This is a genomic window from Ruegeria sp. BG10 (assembly GCF_056538575.1).
Genome location: NZ_JBQFTI010000001.1, coordinates 149103 through 167051 on the forward strand (window position 1 = coordinate 149103; position 17949 = coordinate 167051).

The 17949-nt window shown below is 58.9% G+C and carries 18 protein-coding genes; 3 read left to right on the forward strand and 15 right to left on the reverse strand.

Annotated features, from left to right (window positions below):
- Window positions 1-82 precede the first annotated feature (82 nt).
- From ACR0D8_RS00715 to ACR0D8_RS00730, 4 genes are all read right to left on the reverse strand, one after another.
- Complete coding sequence (locus tag ACR0D8_RS00715) at window positions 83-1327, reverse strand: DUF3179 domain-containing (seleno)protein (protein ID WP_480643984.1); 1245 nt, start codon at window positions 1325-1327, stop codon at window positions 83-85.
- Window positions 1328-1374: 47 nt separating this feature from the next.
- Entirely contained in the window at window positions 1375-3042 is a 1668-nt protein-coding gene (locus tag ACR0D8_RS00720; RefSeq protein ID WP_480643986.1) for a sulfatase-like hydrolase/transferase, read from the reverse strand.
- 107 nt (window positions 3043-3149) lie between these two features.
- On the reverse strand, window positions 3150-4787 hold the full coding sequence (locus ACR0D8_RS00725) for a sulfatase-like hydrolase/transferase (RefSeq protein WP_480643987.1): 1638 nt from the start codon (window positions 4785-4787) through the stop codon (window positions 3150-3152).
- 1 nt (window position 4788) lies between these two features.
- Window positions 4789-5067, reverse strand: a complete 279-nt coding sequence (locus ACR0D8_RS00730; RefSeq protein WP_480643989.1) for a hypothetical protein — start codon at window positions 5065-5067, stop codon at window positions 4789-4791.
- Between the two features lie 122 nt (window positions 5068-5189).
- Between ACR0D8_RS00730 and ACR0D8_RS00735 the strand changes: the two genes are divergently transcribed.
- Window positions 5190-6515 carry a tetratricopeptide repeat protein gene (locus ACR0D8_RS00735; RefSeq protein ID WP_480643990.1) on the forward strand — a complete coding sequence of 442 codons (1326 nt, stop codon included), beginning with the start codon at window positions 5190-5192 and terminating at the stop codon, window positions 6513-6515.
- A gap of 38 nt (window positions 6516-6553) precedes the next feature.
- Here the strand turns inward: ACR0D8_RS00735 and ACR0D8_RS00740 are convergent, their stop codons facing one another.
- The 5 genes from ACR0D8_RS00740 to ACR0D8_RS00760 all read right to left on the reverse strand — a co-directional run bounded on the left by ACR0D8_RS00740 (window position 6554) and on the right by ACR0D8_RS00760 (window position 11530).
- Window positions 6554-7300 (reverse strand): proteasome-type protease, encoded by a 747-nt coding sequence (locus ACR0D8_RS00740; protein ID WP_480643991.1) that lies wholly within the window; start codon window positions 7298-7300, stop codon window positions 6554-6556.
- 11 nt (window positions 7301-7311) lie between these two features.
- Window positions 7312-8109 (reverse strand): transglutaminase family protein, encoded by a 798-nt coding sequence (locus tag ACR0D8_RS00745; RefSeq protein ID WP_480643993.1) that lies wholly within the window; start codon window positions 8107-8109, stop codon window positions 7312-7314.
- Between the two features lie 3 nt (window positions 8110-8112).
- Window positions 8113-9054 carry an alpha-E domain-containing protein gene (locus ACR0D8_RS00750; protein ID WP_480643995.1) on the reverse strand — a complete coding sequence of 314 codons (942 nt, stop codon included), beginning with the start codon at window positions 9052-9054 and terminating at the stop codon, window positions 8113-8115.
- 3 nt (window positions 9055-9057) lie between these two features.
- Window positions 9058-10476, reverse strand: a complete 1419-nt coding sequence (locus tag ACR0D8_RS00755; RefSeq protein ID WP_480643997.1) for a circularly permuted type 2 ATP-grasp protein — start codon at window positions 10474-10476, stop codon at window positions 9058-9060.
- Window positions 10477-10657: 181 nt separating this feature from the next.
- Window positions 10658-11530, reverse strand: a complete 873-nt coding sequence (locus tag ACR0D8_RS00760; RefSeq protein ID WP_480643999.1) for a LysR substrate-binding domain-containing protein — start codon at window positions 11528-11530, stop codon at window positions 10658-10660.
- A gap of 117 nt (window positions 11531-11647) precedes the next feature.
- Between ACR0D8_RS00760 and ACR0D8_RS00765 the strand changes: the two genes are divergently transcribed.
- Together ACR0D8_RS00765 and ACR0D8_RS00770 are read left to right on the forward strand one after the other, a co-directional pair.
- Window positions 11648-13201 carry a trimethylamine methyltransferase family protein gene (locus ACR0D8_RS00765; RefSeq protein ID WP_480644001.1) on the forward strand — a complete coding sequence of 518 codons (1554 nt, stop codon included), beginning with the start codon at window positions 11648-11650 and terminating at the stop codon, window positions 13199-13201.
- Between the two features lie 12 nt (window positions 13202-13213).
- Window positions 13214-14305: an aminomethyl transferase family protein gene (locus ACR0D8_RS00770; protein ID WP_480644002.1), complete on the forward strand. Its 1092-nt coding sequence runs from the start codon at window positions 13214-13216 to the stop codon at window positions 14303-14305.
- 67 nt (window positions 14306-14372) lie between these two features.
- Here the strand turns inward: ACR0D8_RS00770 and ACR0D8_RS00775 are convergent, their stop codons facing one another.
- From ACR0D8_RS00775 to ACR0D8_RS00800, 6 genes are all read right to left on the reverse strand, one after another.
- The gene (locus ACR0D8_RS00775) at window positions 14373-15032 is read right to left on the reverse strand and encodes a DUF2461 domain-containing protein (protein ID WP_480644003.1); all 660 of its coding nucleotides are present in this window, start codon (window positions 15030-15032) and stop codon (window positions 14373-14375) included.
- Between the two features lie 12 nt (window positions 15033-15044).
- The gene (locus ACR0D8_RS00780; protein WP_480644004.1) at window positions 15045-15389 is read right to left on the reverse strand and encodes a TfoX/Sxy family protein; all 345 of its coding nucleotides are present in this window, start codon (window positions 15387-15389) and stop codon (window positions 15045-15047) included.
- Entirely contained in the window at window positions 15389-15787 is a 399-nt protein-coding gene (locus ACR0D8_RS00785; RefSeq protein ID WP_480644005.1) for an MAPEG family protein, read from the reverse strand. Before ACR0D8_RS00785 ends, ACR0D8_RS00780 begins: the two co-directional genes overlap by 1 nt.
- 24 nt (window positions 15788-15811) lie before the next feature.
- Entirely contained in the window at window positions 15812-16198 is a 387-nt protein-coding gene (locus tag ACR0D8_RS00790) for a VOC family protein (RefSeq protein ID WP_480644007.1), read from the reverse strand.
- A gap of 68 nt (window positions 16199-16266) precedes the next feature.
- Window positions 16267-17502, reverse strand: coding sequence for an RNA polymerase sigma factor (locus tag ACR0D8_RS00795; protein WP_480644009.1), 1236 nt, complete (start codon window positions 17500-17502; stop codon window positions 16267-16269).
- Between the two features lie 3 nt (window positions 17503-17505).
- Window positions 17506-17877 carry a YciI family protein gene (locus ACR0D8_RS00800; RefSeq protein ID WP_475158117.1) on the reverse strand — a complete coding sequence of 124 codons (372 nt, stop codon included), beginning with the start codon at window positions 17875-17877 and terminating at the stop codon, window positions 17506-17508.
- Window positions 17878-17949: the final 72 nt, after the last annotated feature.

The following is a 17949-nucleotide window of genomic DNA, read 5'->3' on the forward strand; positions in this document are numbered from 1 at the left end:
CGCGGGTTCGGTTCAGAACCACGACACGTGCCAATTGGTCGTAGCCTTGCGCAGATTTGCGATCCGAAAGGGCGCAAACCGATCATGCCGCCACATCACTATTGCCTTGCGTGCCAGAACCAACGCGGTTGATGTCGGTTTCCGGGAAGAACTCGGACCAGACATGCCAGAATATTCCGGCGCGCAGGGTTTCGACGCGCTGCAACTGACCTTGATCAGACATTCCCCAAAAGTCGCAGCGACTGACGGGTTTGCCGCTGTCGTTATACCAGACGCCAAGGCTTTCATATTTCGGGTCTAGGCTGACAACGACGTCGCGCCCGCCGACATTGGCGTTGACGATCCAGTTGTTCTCGATGACGAAATCATCCGTCCAGCAGGCCGCGTCTTTACCGATGGTAATTCCCCAGACATAGGTCTTGTTGGGCAGGCGGTCGTCCGAACGGTCCATATTGTCCATCACGGGTGCGTCTTCCTGATGCTGGCGGCTAATCCCCCACCCAAAGGTGATCTCGGTGACCATATCCAGCAGCCGCAACAGGGGATTTGACGAGGGTTTGTTCAGAAAGACCTCGCCCTCCGGAAAGGCCTTCTGGAAACCGCGAAATGTCATCCGGTAGGTCGGCCAGGGCTTCATCTGCGCCTCCGGGCGCAGCGGGCAGGCGGGACCGTCCGCGCTCAGGTCACGATCCGCCTCGCGAAACCCGTATATGTGCTGAATGGGCTCGCCCGTTTCATTGTCACGCAGGATCAGGTTGTTGCCGTGCTGGGCCAGAACCTCAAGATCCAGCCGCTTGCCTTCGATGCGGGGGGCATAGCCCTGCCCAAGGTTCGCCATGGCGCAATAGGTCATGACTACGTCTTCGCCGCCCAGCCCGGTCGCGTCTCCGGCCAGATGAGGTCGCATGATCTGTGCGTCGGGATGCGCACGGGCGTGGCCGTTGTTTTCGATGACAATGACCGGCGCGGTGGGGCCGACAAACTTCCGCGCCTCGCTGATGGGAAAGAACGCGGCATCGTTCAGCTGGTTCCGCAGCCCCAGATGAACCCAGACATAGGGAAAGCCATAAAGCAGAAGGGTCAGCAAACCCGTGATTGCCCACAGCCACAATGGACCTGCGCCCATCAGAAAATGCGCCAGCGTCGCAACCAGAAACCCGCCCAGCCCGATTGCGATCAGGCGGTATTCATGCCGGATAAAACGCACCATGTTCTCGCGCTTTACCTTCAGCAACATCTGCGAAATGTCGCCCAGATCGCGAAAGTACACAAAGCCGATCCCAAGCGCCACGACCAAGCCAAGAGCGAAAATCACCATTCCAGCCATTTGGACCACCTGTTGATTAGAGTTTCCATCCCCCGAGCGGCGCGGGCCTATTGCTGTGGCGCGGCGCGCTTGACCAGAAAGGCATCAACCGCCTGCTGCGTTTCGGGCCGCACATTTTCGATCCCCTCATAGGGCACGCCATAGGCTGGAGGCGTATCTGGGAATTTTTCCTTGCGGGCCATATGGCGGCCAAGGATGCGTGAGAATTCCTGCCCTCCCCAGGCACCAACCTCGGTCGAGACTGAATATTCCTCGCGCGTGTCCCGGTAGAGATCAAAGAACTTTGCCAGAATAGCGCTTTCCCCAGCTCCCGGCAGTTTCAGCTTAAGCTGATCCTTCACAATCGCTTCGGGTTTGTTCACCGAATAGACAATGACGTGATCGCGGCGGGCCTTGGATTCATCGGCAAACAACAAGGCAGCCGACTGATCCACCCCATCCACCAGACGATCCCGCGGAATGTACTGATCAGCCCCGGCGAAACGCGACAGTGTCGTATAGAGGTCCGAGACATGGATGATGCTGTTGAGCAATCCGTCCGCCTCGATCATGCCGGGCCAGCGAATGAAGGCGTCAACGCGGATGCCGCCTTCGGTCGTGTCACCCTTGCCGCCCGCATAGATCAACGGGGTGAACCCGGATTGCGGCGCGTATTTGGTGAAATGGCCGTTGTCACCCATCACCACAACCACAGTGTTTTCCGTCAGGCCCAGCTCTTCCAGCCGCGCGAACAAATCGCCCAGCCACTGATCCAGCAACTGCATCTTGTCCACATAAAGACCACCATTCACGCTCTCTGGTCCTGACCGCCCGGCGCGGGTGTTGTCCAGTGGGATCATCGGCCAGTATTGCAGGAAAAACGGGTCTTCACCGCCTGCGAGGCGATCCAGTTCGGCCAGCGTCTTGTCTTGAAACGCCTGGTTCATCTCATCGTATTTCGCAGCGTTCCAGCGTTCACCGGTTTCCATGCGAATTTCACGGACCGGCCCGCCTGTTTCACCTTCGATCACGGTCATCATTGCGGATGCATCGGGTCTGAACCAGTCGTCCAGTGTGTATTTGTCGTCATAATCCCGGATTGCCACCGACACCTGTTCCTTGATCGCGTCGTCGTTGAAGATGGTCAGCTGACCCTGCTGGTGGATGGCGTGTTGGGCGTAATCGAACCCCTGGTTCATGGCCCAGCTTTCGGCGATGTCGCCCATATGCCATTTGCCGACATGGCTGGTGGCATATCCTGCCTGTTTCAGCACCTCGGCCAGCGTCACCTCGTCTCCCGGCAGGCCAAAACCTGCGATGTCCACGGTCGTATCGCCCATTCCCATACGCACAGGCAGCCGTCCCGTCATCTGCGCCACGCGGGTTGGGGTGCAGGACGGTTCGGTATACATCCGAACCATCCGCATAGCCTGATCCGAGAAATCGTTGATGTTCGGCGTCTCATATCCGCGCACGGCATTAAGTTCGGGTATGCCCATGTCGCCAAAACCCATATCGTCGATCAGCACGCTGACGATGTTGGGAGGATTGCCGCCGTTGCCATCCCGAAAAGCGGCCAGCGCGTCGTCAACCGCGGCGTCGTCCTGCGCCCATTGCTGGTTGCGCTGCGCCTGCAGAATGTAAAACTCTGCATCGTGCTGAATTGGGTTCTCCTGCGCAGTCGCAGATGAGACCGCAAGGCCGGTCGACAGAAGCAATAACCACGTCAGTTTCATTCCGATCTTCCCCCCGTTTCTTGTTGTTCGATCCGGCAATATTTGCGCGAAATCGATATCATATTGAAACATTACGATATCTTTTCAGAAAATTCCACGCAGGCACCTCACTGCCAGCTCATGAAAACCTCGCGCGTCAGTTCCGATTCCGGGCGCAGGTTCTCGATGCCTTCATAGGGCAGACCCGTGCCGATTTCGGAGTGCGGGTATTTGGCAATCATTTTCTGGTGGCGCTTGATCATGTCCTGAAAGGACGCACCGGCCCAAAGGGAATAACCGACAAGCGGGTGTTCCTCGCGCGGGTCGCGGTAGACGTTGTAAGTCGGCGCTGCCGCACCGGGCTGACCGGGGGCGGGCAGGTGCATCTTGAATTCCTGTTTGACCACCGAGCGCAGCACAGGACCTTCATAGACATACACGTAGTCGCGCCGCCCGTTGCCCTCACCGTTCAGCAACAGGGCCGTCTGGTCGATGCCGTCAATGATACGGTCGCGCGGAATGTGATCGGTTGCCCCGGCGATCCGTGCCATCGTGGTAAAGATGTCCGAGACGTGAAAGATGTCACCCGCGGCGCTGTTGGGCTCGATGACGTTTGGCCAGCGAATGAACGCGTCCGTGCGCACGCCGCCTTCCAGATGCTGGGTCTTGCCACCGCGATAGATCAGCTGGTTCAGGCCCGAGGTCCCCTCGTAGTGATACATCAGGCCGTTATCCGCCATTAGTACCACGATCGTGTTGCCGGCCTTGCCGGTATCTTCCAGTTTGGCCAACAGGTCGCCGATCCAGCCATCCAGCAGTTGCAGCTTGTCCGCGTGAAACCCTCCGTTTCGGGAAATCGCCTGATCCGGATAGACGAAATTCAGGGGGTAAAGCGGCCAGTATTGCATGAAGAAGGGCGCATCCTCGGCGGCCACGCGGTCCAGTTGTTCCAGTGCCTGTTGCTGATACCGCCGGTTCATTTCCTCGTATTTCGCCTGCGTCCAGACTTCGCCCGCGCTCATATCGACTTCGCGGGCCTTGCCGCCGGCCTCGGCCTCAACACCGGTCACCAGACCGTAGGGCTTGAAGCGTTCATCCAGCAGGAACTGATTGCTCTGGCCCTCGGACACATAGCCGAGCATGTTGTTGGCCCGCATCGCCTCGGGGGTCATGAGGCTTAGCTGAACCTGTTGGTGCAGGGGGAAGGCGGCCCAGTCGAACCCCTGATTGTGCGGATAGGATTGTTCGATGTCGCCCTGATGCCACTTGCCGACATGGGCGGTGTTGTATCCCACTTCTTTCAGGATTTCCGCCAGCGTCACCTCGCTGTCCGGAAGACCTTCGCCCACCAGCGCCACCTTGACCTCTTCGACCCCGGCGCGCACCGGATGACGGCCCGTCAGCATCGCCGTGCGCGTGGGGGTGCAGGACGGCTCGGTATACATGCGCATCAGCGACAAGCCTTCGGTCGCCAGCGTGTTGATGTTGGGGGTTTCGATCCCCATGACATAGTTCATCTTGCGGTCACCCATCTGACCAAAGCTCACGTCATCAATCAGGATGTACAGAAAGTTCGGGGGGCGGCCGCCGTTAGCCTCGCGGATTTCGGCCAGGCGGGCATCGATCTCTTCGTCCTGTGCGTCCCAGACATCGCCGAATTGCGCGCGCAGATACTCAAATTCGCCGTCATGGATGATCGGGTTTTCCTGGGCCAGCGCCGAGCCGGCGCCAAAGACGATCAGGGGCAGAAGATTTCGGAGTTTCATGTCAAACCTTTCCTTCACTGGTACCTGCGTTATCCGGGGCGGGATCAAAGGCCAGCAACTGCCTTTCGATACTGTTCCGCAAATCCGCCAGGCTTTCGGCCAAATCGGCGAGGTATCTGGGTTGCGTGCCGGCGGCGGCCTGCGGGCCCTTTGCCAGTTCCAGAAACACCTCCTGGTAATCCGCGCACATCTGATCGAATTCCTTGTCACAGGCCCTCAACGCCTCAAGCCGGGGGGCCGAACCGGGAAACTGAGCGGAAAAGAACGCGTCTTCTGTCATTGCTCTGGTGTCCGTGCGATGTGCTGTCAAAGCATGCCCGGTCCAGAATATGTCTTGAACGTAATAAGCCGCATGCTACCGTAGCAACGCGCCGCCAAGTCCTTACCCAGAAAGGATAGTTCTTGACTGCCCCATCGAATGAAGATCAGCTTCGCGATGTGTCGATTTCGCCGGAACAGGTCCGGCTGGCGCTGGGCGCGATTCTGGAGTCGAAAGAATTCCGGGGTTCGGCCCGGATGCAATCGTTTTTGTCCTATGTTGTGACCGAGGCGTTGGCTGGCCGGACCGAAGAAATCCGGGCAAAGACAATTGCCATGGACGTCTATGGTTACGGCGCGGATGACCTGACCAGACGCGAAGGGGTTGTTCGCGTCGATGCCGGACGTGTTCGGCGCAAACTCAAGGCGTATTACAACGGCGACGGGGCGGCGGCGGATGTAGTCATTTCGCTTCCGGTCGGCAGTTACGCACCCGAGTTCCGTGCGGGGGCAGCGGGCGGTGTCGAAGGGAAGCAAGGCAGTGTCCGGCTGTGGGCCGGACTGGGGGCCGGTGCCGCCGTGATTGGAATTGCCGGTATTCTGGCCGTGACGTTTTTGAACGACGCGCCCCGGTCGTCGTCGGAAACAGATCAGCCCACAATCTATGACGTCTCGCCAACCCGCGTCGAAGCGATGAATTTGTGCAATGCCGGGCGCGATCTGATTTTTCCAGTTGTTGATCTTTCACGTCTGCGCCCGGCTTTGCTGGTGTTTGAAACCGCTTCCGAGCGCGATCCGCTGTTCTATTGCGGCTATGCCGGCGCGGCTCAGGTTGAAGCCATGCTAGCCATTCTCCAGTCGGGCAACCCCGCGTCGGATGAATTGTTCGCAGCGTCGGATGAGCACAGCGCCTATGCTTTGGAACTGGCACCAGACGCGCCCTGGGCCCTGTCGGCACGGGCCTGGTATGAGTTTGGCGTGAGCAATCACAACAGGGCCGTCACCCTGTCCGAGCGCGCAACGGATCTGGCCCCCGATGATCCGCATATTGCCGAGTTTGACGCCCTGATATCGCTCTACACCGCGAATTTCGAACGCATCAAGTCTCATGCCAGCCGCTACAAGGCGCTGGCCGAAGGCGGTGGTGCGCTGGTTCTGGGCAATGCGTTGGGGGCAGCCCAGTTTCACACCGGCGATTACGCGGCGGCGATCCGAACCTACGAAGAAACGATTGCAGAGGGTGGGCCGTTCGGACCGATTTCCACCGCCTATCTGATGGCGTCTCGCTGGATGAACGGTGAGCCGGTCGAAGCGCGCCGGTTGGCGGATATGTATGCCAGAACCTGGCCTGATTATCCGTTTGAAGCGATAAAATACAGGATCTTTGCCAGTCCTGAGCCCGTTCAGGAATTGCTGGCGGCAATGCGCGCCGCGGGGTGGACAAGCAATATGCCCGCAGACGGGCAATGACGGTTCGTGACGACACGAACAGGAGGTGCTAAGACCCCTTAGCGCTCGGCCCCGCTTGAATCGTAGTCGGGCAACTTTGCCAATGCCGATTTCAGAGCGTCGCCCCAGCCGTCTGAAATGGTTCGGAAATAGGCATCATCGGCCTCAAGCCGCGAACGCTGACCCGGTGTCAGGCTGTCTTCTTCGTACAGCAACAAATCCAGGGGTGCGCCCACGGACAGGTTTGCCTTGATGGTCGAGTCGAAACTGACAAGCAACAGCTTGACCGTTTCCTCGAAGGTCATGCCGGGATCGTAAGCCCGTACCAGGATCGGGCGGCCATATTTTGTTTCTCCGATCTGGAAAAACGGCGTGTCCGCCCCCGCTTCGATGAAATTGCCTTCAGGGTAGATCAGGAACAGGCGCGATGGGCCGCCCTTGATCTGCCCGCCCAGAATAAGCGTGGCGTGAAAGGCGCTGTCCGCCTGCTGTCCTGCGCGGGCATGCAGTTCGATGACGTCTTTCAGTGTTTCGGCAACCAGTTGCGCGACCTGAAACATCGTCGGCGCCTCTAGGATCGACGGGGCGCGATCTTCGGGGGCTTTCGTGCGTTCTTCGAGCATGCTGACGGTTGCTTGTGTGGTCGCCAGATTGCCCGCGGTCAGCAACGTGATGGAGCGTTCGCCCTCGACCGTCCAGTTGAACATCTTTTCGAAGGTCGAGATATTGTCGACCCCGGCATTTGTCCGGGTGTCGGACATAAAGACCAACCCACGGTTCAACCGCATCCCCACAGCATAGGTCATTTTGTTCTCCGCTATTGCTGTGCGACTTGCAACTGTACCGAAAGTTGCTCGCCCGCTGCCCCAATTCTGCTTCCTATTACCGGTGCAGCCTGCGCGTAGTCCAGACCTGTCGCTACGCGAACATACCTGTTGTCGGGCGAAATTCCGTTGGAGACGTCGAAGCCCACCCAGCCCAGGCCATCGACGTGCACCTCGGCCCAGGCATGGGTGGCGTCCTGAATGTCGACATCATTCATCATCAGATAGCCCGAGACGTACCGCGCCGGCAGCCCGAGTTTCCGCGCGCAGGTGATGAAGACATGCGCATGGTCCTGACAAACACCGCAACCGGCCTCGACCGCGTCTTCGGCGCTCCAGTCGGGTTTTGAGCTTCCAACCTTATATTGCACACGCTCGCGAACCAGATCGGACAGGGCGTGCAGGCGGTCCAGCAGCTCACCTTGCGGCAGAGAGCCGACAAGGTCCGCCACGCCTTTCTTCGGTGCAGTTTGTGGCGTTTCGCGCTTGAACAGCCACAGCGGCGTGGACCCCTCGTGCTTGCCAAGGACACCATGCGTGTCCTCGACCTCAACGACGCCTTCCGACACCAGCGAAACATGGGATGTGTTGGGTTCAAAGCTGATCAGCTCGACCGTGTTTCTGTGACAGTCTTCGAAGCTCAGTTCCTTGCGCCCGCCGTCAACTTGGGTGTCCCAGCTCAGGACATTCTGATTGCGGAAGGATTTTGGTGTTTTCCTGAGTTGCTGCAACCCGAAGGGCACCGGAGCATCAAAGTCGTATCGTGTTTCGTGTTTGATGTGCAGTTTCATGGGTCACTCATTAAATCGGTAATCGACTTCAATCTGCCGGCTCAACCCGGCAAGATCGCGCAGCGTGTCCTGGATGTATTCGTGCAGGCCGTAGTCGAATACGCCGGTGATCTTCTGATCCGCCAGGCGCGCGTAAAGGTCCTGAGACGCGTTGCCGGAAGGCATTTCCGATCCGTATTCCTTTTCCAGAAGGGACAGGCTTTCATGGATGTGACGGCAACAATAACTGAGGCTGCGGGGCATCCGTTCGTCCAGGATCATGAATTCCGCAATCTCTGACGGGGACGTTTTTTGGCCATGGGTCATCCTGTATCCGCCGCCGGCCCCCACCGAACGCAGGATGGTTTCCCACTGGGCGTTGTCCAACGAAGACCCAACCGAAAAGGCGGTTGGAAGCAGGACGTAATATTTTACGTCCAGAATGCGCCCTGTGTTGTCGGCGCGTTCGACAAAAGTGCCCAACTGGGCGAAATCATGGATGTCGTTGCGCAGCATGGTGCCTAGATAAGCACCCCGCACCAGCGCCGCCTGGTGGCGCACCAATTCCAGCACCGCGGGCAAGTCACGTTCGTTCACCCTTCGCTTCAGGGGCTCCTGAATGCGCATCCAGGTGGCGTTCACGGCGCTCCAGACATCATAGGTGAGGGCGGTGCGCACAAGCCGGGCGTTGTCACGGGCCTGCTTGATGACCGACCGAACGGAAGACGCGTTGTCGGTGTCGCGCAGCATCCAGTCGATCGCGTTGTCCTTGGTAACCTCGTCATACTTGGCCTGATACCCCGCCAGAACTCCGGCGGTCTGCATCACCGGCACCCATTCGTCGTTGCCGTTATTGGTTCTGGTCAGCGCCATCCGCTGGCCGGTTTCCAAAAGCCTTGCGGTGTTTTCAGCGCGCTCCAGATACCGGGTCATCCAGAACAATCCACCCGCAGTTTTCCCCAGCATGGCTCAGTCCTCCAAAACCCAGGTGTCTTTGGTGCCGCCACCCTGGCTGGAATTCACCACCAACGAACCTTTCTTGAGCGCGACACGGGTCAGCCCGCCCGGCGTTATCCTGATCCCGTCCGGCGAGACCAGAACAAAAGGGCGTAGATCCACATGTCTGGGTGCCAGCCCAGAGCGGGCAAAGATCGGAACCGTCGACAGCGACAAGGTGGGCTGCGCAATGTAATTCCCCGGCCGCGCCTTTAGCTTGTCGCGGAACGCGGCGATCTCACGTTTGCTGGCCGTCGGGCCGATCAGCATTCCATAGCCGCCGGACCCGTGCACCTCTTTCACAACCAGATCGGTCAGGTTGTCCAGAACATACGACAAAGAGTCGGGATCGGCGCAGCGCCAGGTCGGGACATTCTGCAGCAGAGGTTTTTCGCCGGTATAGAACTCAACGATCTCGGGCATGTAGGAATAGATCGCCTTGTCGTCGGCAATCCCGGTGCCCGGCGCGTTGGCGATGGTTATTCCACCCGCGCGATAGACATCCAGAATTCCGGGTACTCCCAGTGCGCTGTCCGGGTTGAAGTTCAGCGGATCCAGGAAATCGTCATCCACGCGCCGGTACAGCACGTCGATGGGGCGGTACCCCTGCGTCGTCCGCATACAGACACGCCCGTGCACCACCCGCAGGTCATGCCCTTCGACAAGTTCCACCGCCATCTGATCGGCAAGAAACGCATGTTCGTAATAGGCGGAATTGTAGATTCCCGGGGTCAGAACCGCGACGGTGGGTTCGCCTTCGGCACAGTCCGGGGCGCAGGCCGCGAGTGATCGTCTCAGGTTGCGCGGATAGTCCGATACGTTCCGTACATTTGTGGCGCTGAACAGTTCGGGAAACATCTTGAGCATGGTTTCCCGGTTTTCGAGCATATAGCTCACACCCGAAGGCGTGCGCGCGTTATCCTCAAGCACATAGAATTCATCCGGTCCGGTGCGAACCAGATCAATGCCAACGATATGGGTGTAGACGCTGCCGGGGGGTGTGACGCCGATCATCTGGGGCAGGAACGCCTCGTTCTCTGAAATCATGCTGGCAGGTATGCGCCCGGCCCGCACGATTTCCTGCCGGTGATAGATATCGTACAGAAATGCGTTGATGGCCCGGACCCGCTGGTCGATCCCCTTTTCCAAGCGCTGCCATTCCCGGCCGGAAATCACCCTTGGCACGATGTCGAACGGTATCAGCCGTTCTTCCGCCTCGGCCTTTCCGTAGACGTTGAAGGTAATTCCCGTAAGCCGAAAAACCTCCTCGGCCTCACGCTGTTTCGCGCGCAACCTCGATACGTCTTCTGCATTGAACCAGCGACCGATTTCCTCGTAAGGCCCACGAAGAGATCCATCCCCGTTGAACATTTCATCAAAATACTGACCCATGAGGAATGTTTGACGAACGCGCCCTGTTTTTCAAGCCAAACGCTTGAGGATGTCGCGAACCACGCGATTCCAGCCTGTTTTTTGGGCACAAAAAGAAAGACATGGCTACAGTCACCATTACAATTCGCGGCCTCGTCTGGGTTAACGACATGCCGTTTCGATGGATCAGGGAGCGGAACGATCACGTCTGACGTTGAACCCAGTCAGAAAAAGCCCGCGCGGTTTCGGTTTCTGCCGCCCGGTTTGGCCGCACGAGGAAATAGCCATAATCAGAGAGTTCGGCACCGGAAAGCCGGACAAATTTTCCGTCGTCCAGTTCCGGCCGGACAAGATCGTCCATCAACGCGATGCCCTGGCCGTCGATGACGGCCTGCACCCGCACATTCGGATCGGGAACGATCAAAACATCTCGCCGCGTTTGTCGGGGAAGCCCGGCGGCGTTCAGCCAATCGGACCAGGCGTTGCTGTCATCCCGGTCCCTGAGAAGGGTAAAGCTGGAAATCGCCCCCTCTATTCCCAGCGTTTCAACCTGATGTGCGGCAACCTGATTGCCAACCGGAAAGGTGGGCATGGGCATGAACGACGTCACGACCCCGTCATCCCATTCCCCGTTGCCCCATCTGATAAGCAGATCGGCATCCCGTGTTTCGCGGGCCGAGAATTGGATCATGGGCTGGATACGCAATTGAACGTCCTGATGATCCTGCATGAAGGACATCAGCCGCGGTGACAGCCAGCGCGCCGCAAAGTAAGTCGACACTCCGACCGTCAGCGTATTTGAGGACAGCCCTCTGATATCACGTAATTCCGCCTCGATCTGCTCGTATCGGGCCTGACAGGCCGCCAGCAGGCTCAGTCCGGGACCAGTCAGGCTCACGCCTCTTGTTGTGCGGCGAAACAGCGTCAGCCCCAGATCGGCCTCCAGCGTTTTGATCTGATAGCTGACGGCGCCCTTGGTCATGTTCAGCGCCTCGGCAGCATCCGAAAAACTGGAATGGCGCGCAATCTCTGTGAACAGGCGCAGAAGGTCATGATGGCGGAACAGGTCAGGCATGAGATTTGCGTACAAAAATTTTGCACGCAAGGGAAAGAAAAATTCGATTTTCCGGTCCTGAACGCCATGCAAAATAGCGTTTGTAAGAGTTGTCATACTGAACCGGAGTTGGCTGATTTGAACGCGATTACGCAACTGACTGATCACGCTGAACAACGCAGCAAGGCGCGTCGGGGTCGGTTGTCACGCCAAAAGGCTCCGCCAAATGCCCCCGGTTTCACAAGGCGCAAGATCCCCGCTTATGAGATTCTGAGCGCGCAGGCGCTTGCGCGGATCGAAGATCAGGCCGACTGGATTCTTGAAACCATCGGAGTTGAGTTTCGGGGCGACCGTACTGCCATTGACCTCTTCGCTCAGGCCGGAGCCATTGTCGAAGGTGACCGGGTTCGCTTTACGCCGGGACTGGCACGCGAGCTTTGCAAAACGGCGCCAACGGAATTTCGGTTACACGGGCGGGTTCCGGAAAAGACCGTGACCCTGGGGGGCGACAACGTTGTGCTGATGCCGGGTTATGGCTCGCCCTTTGTCAGCGACCTGAAACACGGCCGACGCTACGCGACGTTGGCAGATTTTCGGAATTTCGTAAAACTCGCCTACAGCGCCCCGGCACTTCACCATTCGGGTGGGACGCTGGTCGAGCCCACGGATGTACCGGTGAACAAGCGCCATCTGGACATGATGCTGGCGCACCTGACCTTGTCCACAAAACCGTTCATGGGGTCGGTCACTGCGCCGGAACGGGCGCAGGACAGTATCGACATGGCAAGGCTGGTGTTCGGGCGCGACTTCATGGAGCGCAACGCCGTGATGCAGGCCAATATCAATGTGAACTCGCCCCTGGTCTATGATCACACTATGTCGGCGGCCTTGCGGATCTACGCCGAGGCCAACCAATGCGTCTGCGTGTCTCCGGCGATATTTGCAGGGGCCATGGGGCCGCTGTTTCCGGCGGCGGTCGCGGCGCAGACCCTTGCCGAGGCGATGGTCGGCATCGCACTGGTTCAGTTGGTCCGGCCCGGTTGTCCCGTGGTTTTCGGCAGCTTCCACTCCACGATGAACCTGCGCAGCGGCGCGCTGACATTCGGGTCGCCCGAGGCCAATCTGACCACCATGGTTCTCGGCCAGTTGGGCTGCCGACTGGGTGTTCCCGTGCGCTCTGGCGGCGGGCAGATCACCGCGTCCAACGCGCCGGACGGGCAGGCGATGCAGGATAGCGTCGGCGCGATGTGGGCCACGCTTTTGTCTGGCGCTCATCAGGTCTGGCATGCGGCGGGTTGGCTCGAAGGTGGGCTGGTCATGTCCTATGAGAAATTTGTCATGGACCTCGATCATTGCGGCGCCATGATGAAACTGTTGCAAGGGTTCGAAACAGACGATGAGTTCTTTGGCCGGGATGCCTATCTGGAAACAGGGCCGGGCGAGAACTTTCTGTCCACCAGCCACACGCTGCGCCACTATTCCACCGCCAATTTCGAGCCGCAGGTCCCGGACGCAGGGCCGTATGAGGCCTGGATGGATGCCGGCGCGCCCACCGCCGATCAAAGGGCGTCTGCACGATGGCGTCAGATGTTGGCCGACTATCGGCAACCGGAAATGAAACCCGGCATCCAGACCGCGCTTGAGGCATTCGTCCAGGAACGCAAGGCTGCGATGCCGGATGAATGGTACTAGGAAGGAACCAAAGTGACACAGGAACTCAACCGCACATCCGCTCTTGCTTCGCGCCACAAGGCTCTTGGATCGGGCCTTGAGGATTGGAACGGGATGGGCACGGCGTGGAGCTATGATACCGACCCGAAGGATGAGCATGACGCGGTGCGCGAAAGGGCTGGCATGTTCGATATGTCGCCGCTGAAAAAGGTGTTTGTCCGCGGCCCCGAAGCGCAGGGTGTTCTGGATCATCTGACCACGCGCGATCTGTCGAAAGTTGCGCCCGGCAAGGCCGCGTATCTGTGCGTTCTGACCGAAGCGGGTGGTATCGCCGATGACGCCATCGTGTCGAACAATGGCGGGGACGAGTGGATGATCGTGCATGGTTCGGGCGACACGATGGCCCTGTTGGAAGCCTCGGCGCAGGGGCGAGATGTCGAGGTTGAGTTTACCGATAACCTGCACGATCTGTCGGTGCAGGGGCCGGCGGCCTTGGAAATTCTTGATGCCAACGTGGACATTGATCTGGGCGGACTGGCCTATTTCGAACACGCAGCTGCTTCGCTATTCGGCCATCCCTGCCGGATTTCGCGCACGGGTTATTCCGGCGAACGCGGGTATGAAATATTCGCGGATGGCGCGGCCATCACGGACATCTGGGACAAGCTGGCCGCGGCAGGGGTCATGCCCTGCTCGTTCGCCGCTCTCGACAAGGTGCGGATCGAAGCCGGGCTGTTGTTCTATGGCTATGATATGACCGAAGACAACACACCCTGGGAAGTCGGCCTTGGGTTTACTGTCTCACAGACCAAGGGCGATTTCCGTGGCAAAACGGCGTTGATGGCGGCAAAGGGTGGCGAGACCGTTATCAACGTCTGCATCGATATCGACCACGCGGATATGGTTGAGGGCGGCGAGACCCTGATGATTTATGGCGAACAGGTTGGTGTGATCAACAGCCCCTGCCATTCGCATCGGCTGGGGAAATCGCTTGCGCTGGCCCATGTCCGCCCGAACCTGACGGTGGGCACATTGGTATCGGTTTCGGGCAATGGTCTGGACACGACCGCAGAAATCGTTGCCTGTCCGGTCTATGACCCGGAAAAGTCCCGCACACACAGCTAGAAGAGACGGCGTTACATGTCGTCAGACGGCGCGACCAAGACTGTGGCCCGATTCCGGACCATTGCGGCTATCCTACCTGAGACAGAAGTTGATAAACCGGCATCAATTGCTGCCATTCCGTGATGACCCGGGCGACCAGATCCGGTTGCGTGACAAAGCAGGGGTCCTCGTGTTCGATCCAGGCGGCAAAACCTTTGCGCCGCAGCGCTTCACCGTTGGGATGGTCTTTGTCGAATTCTGACGGCACACGTTTCAGTTCCGGCTGGCTTATGCGGACACCCTTGCCGCGCAGGTCTGAACTCAGCTGCATCAGTTTCGCCCCTTTGGGTCCGGCCATAGCCTGGCGAAAACGCGACAAAGCGGCCTTGTCATATTGAAACACCCCACAGCCGAGCGACAGGCGCTCGGGCGATACCCCAAAGAACCACATCGGCGGCTGGCCGGATTGCACTTTTGGCGTAAAAGCAATGTGAAGGTGCGTGTTGTAGGGTGTCTTGTCTTTCGAGAACCGGAGATCGCGATTGATCCGAAAAACCCTGCTGCTGTGGCTCTGACCTGTTGAATCACGAAGGGCACTTGCCGTTTCACCCGCGAATTGTTTGCCCGGTCCTTTGACATGGGCCTCATAGGTCGCCTTGTTTGCGGTAAACCAGTCTTTCGTGTTGTTTGCCTGTAGACCTTCAAAAAACCGAAGCAAGCCCGGTGAAAAACAATTGAAATCGGTCATCAAAGCCTCCGTTCACGATTTTGCAGGAAGCGCCGCCGCGTGGTTCAGACACATTTGCAACCAGCGATGTAGCGCGGCGTCGTCGCAATCCTGAGCGGGAACGTGGATGAACCCGCCCAGCTTGCGGCTGCCGTGTATTATCGGTTCTGCCATCGGATCCCCGAGCGCGGCCGCTTCGTTTGCCTTGCCCACCCGGAACATGAACCGTCCGACACCGTCCTTATGGCGCCGCGCACCGCACAGCATGTTTCCATTCAGAAAGAAACACAGCCCGCCCATCATCCGTTTCTCGGAAATACCCACATGCGCGACGAGTATGTCGCGCATGCGCTGGTTCAGGGTTTCATCAACCGGCATCAGATCGTCTTTCCTAGTTGCCACAGGATTGCCAGAGCAAGCACCAGCATCGTGGATACCGTCAACCCGGCACCAATCGCTCGGCCCTTGCTGTCCGCGGCAGCGCGCAGGCTGAAATAGTGAATAAGACGCCCCAGCAGCAGAACTGCGCCGCAGGTTGCGACCAGCCATGTTGCGACACCGGAAATTTCGGCCCCGGCAAGCGCCAAAAGCGCCAGCGGAACGTATTCCACAAAGTTTCCATGCGCCCGCATTAGCCGTAACAGGTTGTCATCCCCGCCATGCAGCAAAAGGATACCGGTTTTTGTCCGCCGCACGCCGACGGCAATCGCCATCGGTATGCTCATCAATACAAACAAAGCTGTCACGCCAAGCGCGATATGGGGTGCCTGTTCCATCTGAAACCTCCTTTCCAATCGCGCCTAGGACGCCATGCTTTCGTAGGTGATCAACGCAAAGCGCGCGCCCTGTGGATCGGTCAGGGTTGCCATCCGCCCGACACCCGGCATGTCCATCGCAGGTTGCACGACCGTTGCACCCTTGGCCTCAGCTGTGGTCACGCTGCTGTCGACATCAGCGACGGTGAAGAAGATCGTCCAGCTGCCATCTTCTTCCGGCACGGGCGAGAACCCCCCGATTGCCGTTTCCCCGATAACAGCAGCGGAATAGCTGGAGCCGTCCTGCATCGGCATGTCATTGATCGTCCACCCCAGCACATCCCTGTAGAAGGCTTTGGCCTTGCCCTGATCCGGGCCGGAATGTCCGATCCAACCGGAATTGCCGACAGTGGTCATGTCAAGAATACTCATGGTCATCTCCCTTGTATGCGCCCGCGACATGCGGGTCTGATCCAAGGACGGGCGAGGGGACGTTTTCCCTACAACTGCCCCAATTCTTTTTTGCTGACGGCGATTTTGTTCGTAACTGCAATGCTTTCGGGCGTCGTGGGTTCCAGTGTCAGGACGGTTTCAAAGGCGGCTATCGCGGCCCGATGGTCGCCCGTTTCCTGCAATAACGTACCCCGCATCGCGTGGAACCACCGATAGCGCGCCAGATCCTTTGCCAGCGGGTCCATCGCCTGCAGGGCAAATTCCGGCCCGTGAATCTTGGCCTGCGCTGCAATCTGGTTCAGGCGGATGACCGGCGTGGGCAACAGCGTGTAAAGCGCTGCGTAGTGCGCCTCGATCATGGTCCAGTCGGTATCTTCCGATGACTTCGCTCGTGCATGTGCCGCAGCGACAGTCGCCTGAATGATGTAGACCCCACGATGATTGATCCGTTGCGCCTTTTGCAGCAGCCCGGTTGCCTCGGCGATGTTCGCGCGGTCCCATTGCGTCCGATCCTGATCGTCGAGGGCCACAATCTGACCGTCAGCCCCAATTCGGGCGTGCCGCCGCGCATGCTGAAGCAGCAGCAGGGCCAAGAGAGCCACCTGTTCACCCATGGCCGGAAATAATGCGACAAGCAGACGGGCCAGGCGGATCGCCTCTTCACAGAGCGTCAGCTTTATCTGATCCGGCCCGGCCGAAGTGGACCACCCCTCGTTGAACATGAGGTAGATCATCAGGGAAACCTCGCCCAATCGCGTCCCACGTTCCTGCGGGCTGGGCGTTTCAAAGGCGACAGGGTTGCTGGCGATTTTCTTTTTGGCGCGGGTGATCCGCTGTTCCATCGCCTTGGGTTTGACAAGAAAGCCGCGCGCGATTTCCTCGACGCTGAGCCCGGCAACGATCCGCAGCGCCAGGGCAATCTGATCCCGGCGGTCCAGCTCGGGATGGCAGCAGATGAACAACAGCCGCAGCACATCATCGCGCATCTCGTCGGGGTCTGGTGTTTCCGCGGGCACCGGCTGAAACTCCTCGTTGTGGCGCGAAAGAATGGCCGAGCGGCGCTGCGACTGGCGCAACCGGTCCAGCCCTGCGTTCCGCGCGGTTGTCAGCAACCACGCCAGCGGATCGCGCGGCGCACCATCCTGTTTCCAGATCGTCAGCGCCTTGAGGCAGGCATCGGCAAAGGCCTCCTCAGCCATATCGATGTCGCGGAAGTATCGGGTCAAGGCCGCGATGGCCCGCGGGCGCTGCTGTGTAAATGCTGCCTCCAGCCAGTCAGACATGGGTTATTCCGAAGATATCGCACCCCCCGCCCAGGCGACGGGCCGGACTTCCAGCCGGGCGACCGGCGAAGAAATCATCTTTGCGTATTCCAATGCCTCGTCGAGGTCTTTGAAATCCGCGGCGTAAAAACCCAGAAAGTTCTCTTTTGTCTCGGAAAATGGCCCATCCGTGATCAACGGCGTTTGGCCTTCGGTTGAAGCGGGTTCCACCATCACGGCCGAGGTAGGCGGCATCAGCTTCATCGACACAAACTCGCCCCGTTCCTTCAGCGCGGTCTGTAACGCGCCATGTCCTTCCATGACCTCGTCTTGTCGTTTCTTGGGCAACGCCTCAAACACACCGGCCTCGCCATAAATCGTGATTGCATAGATCATTTCCAACTCCGCATGTTTTGTCCCATGCTGCAAGGACGCGCCGCGACATGCAATTCCGACATTTGTTCTGAA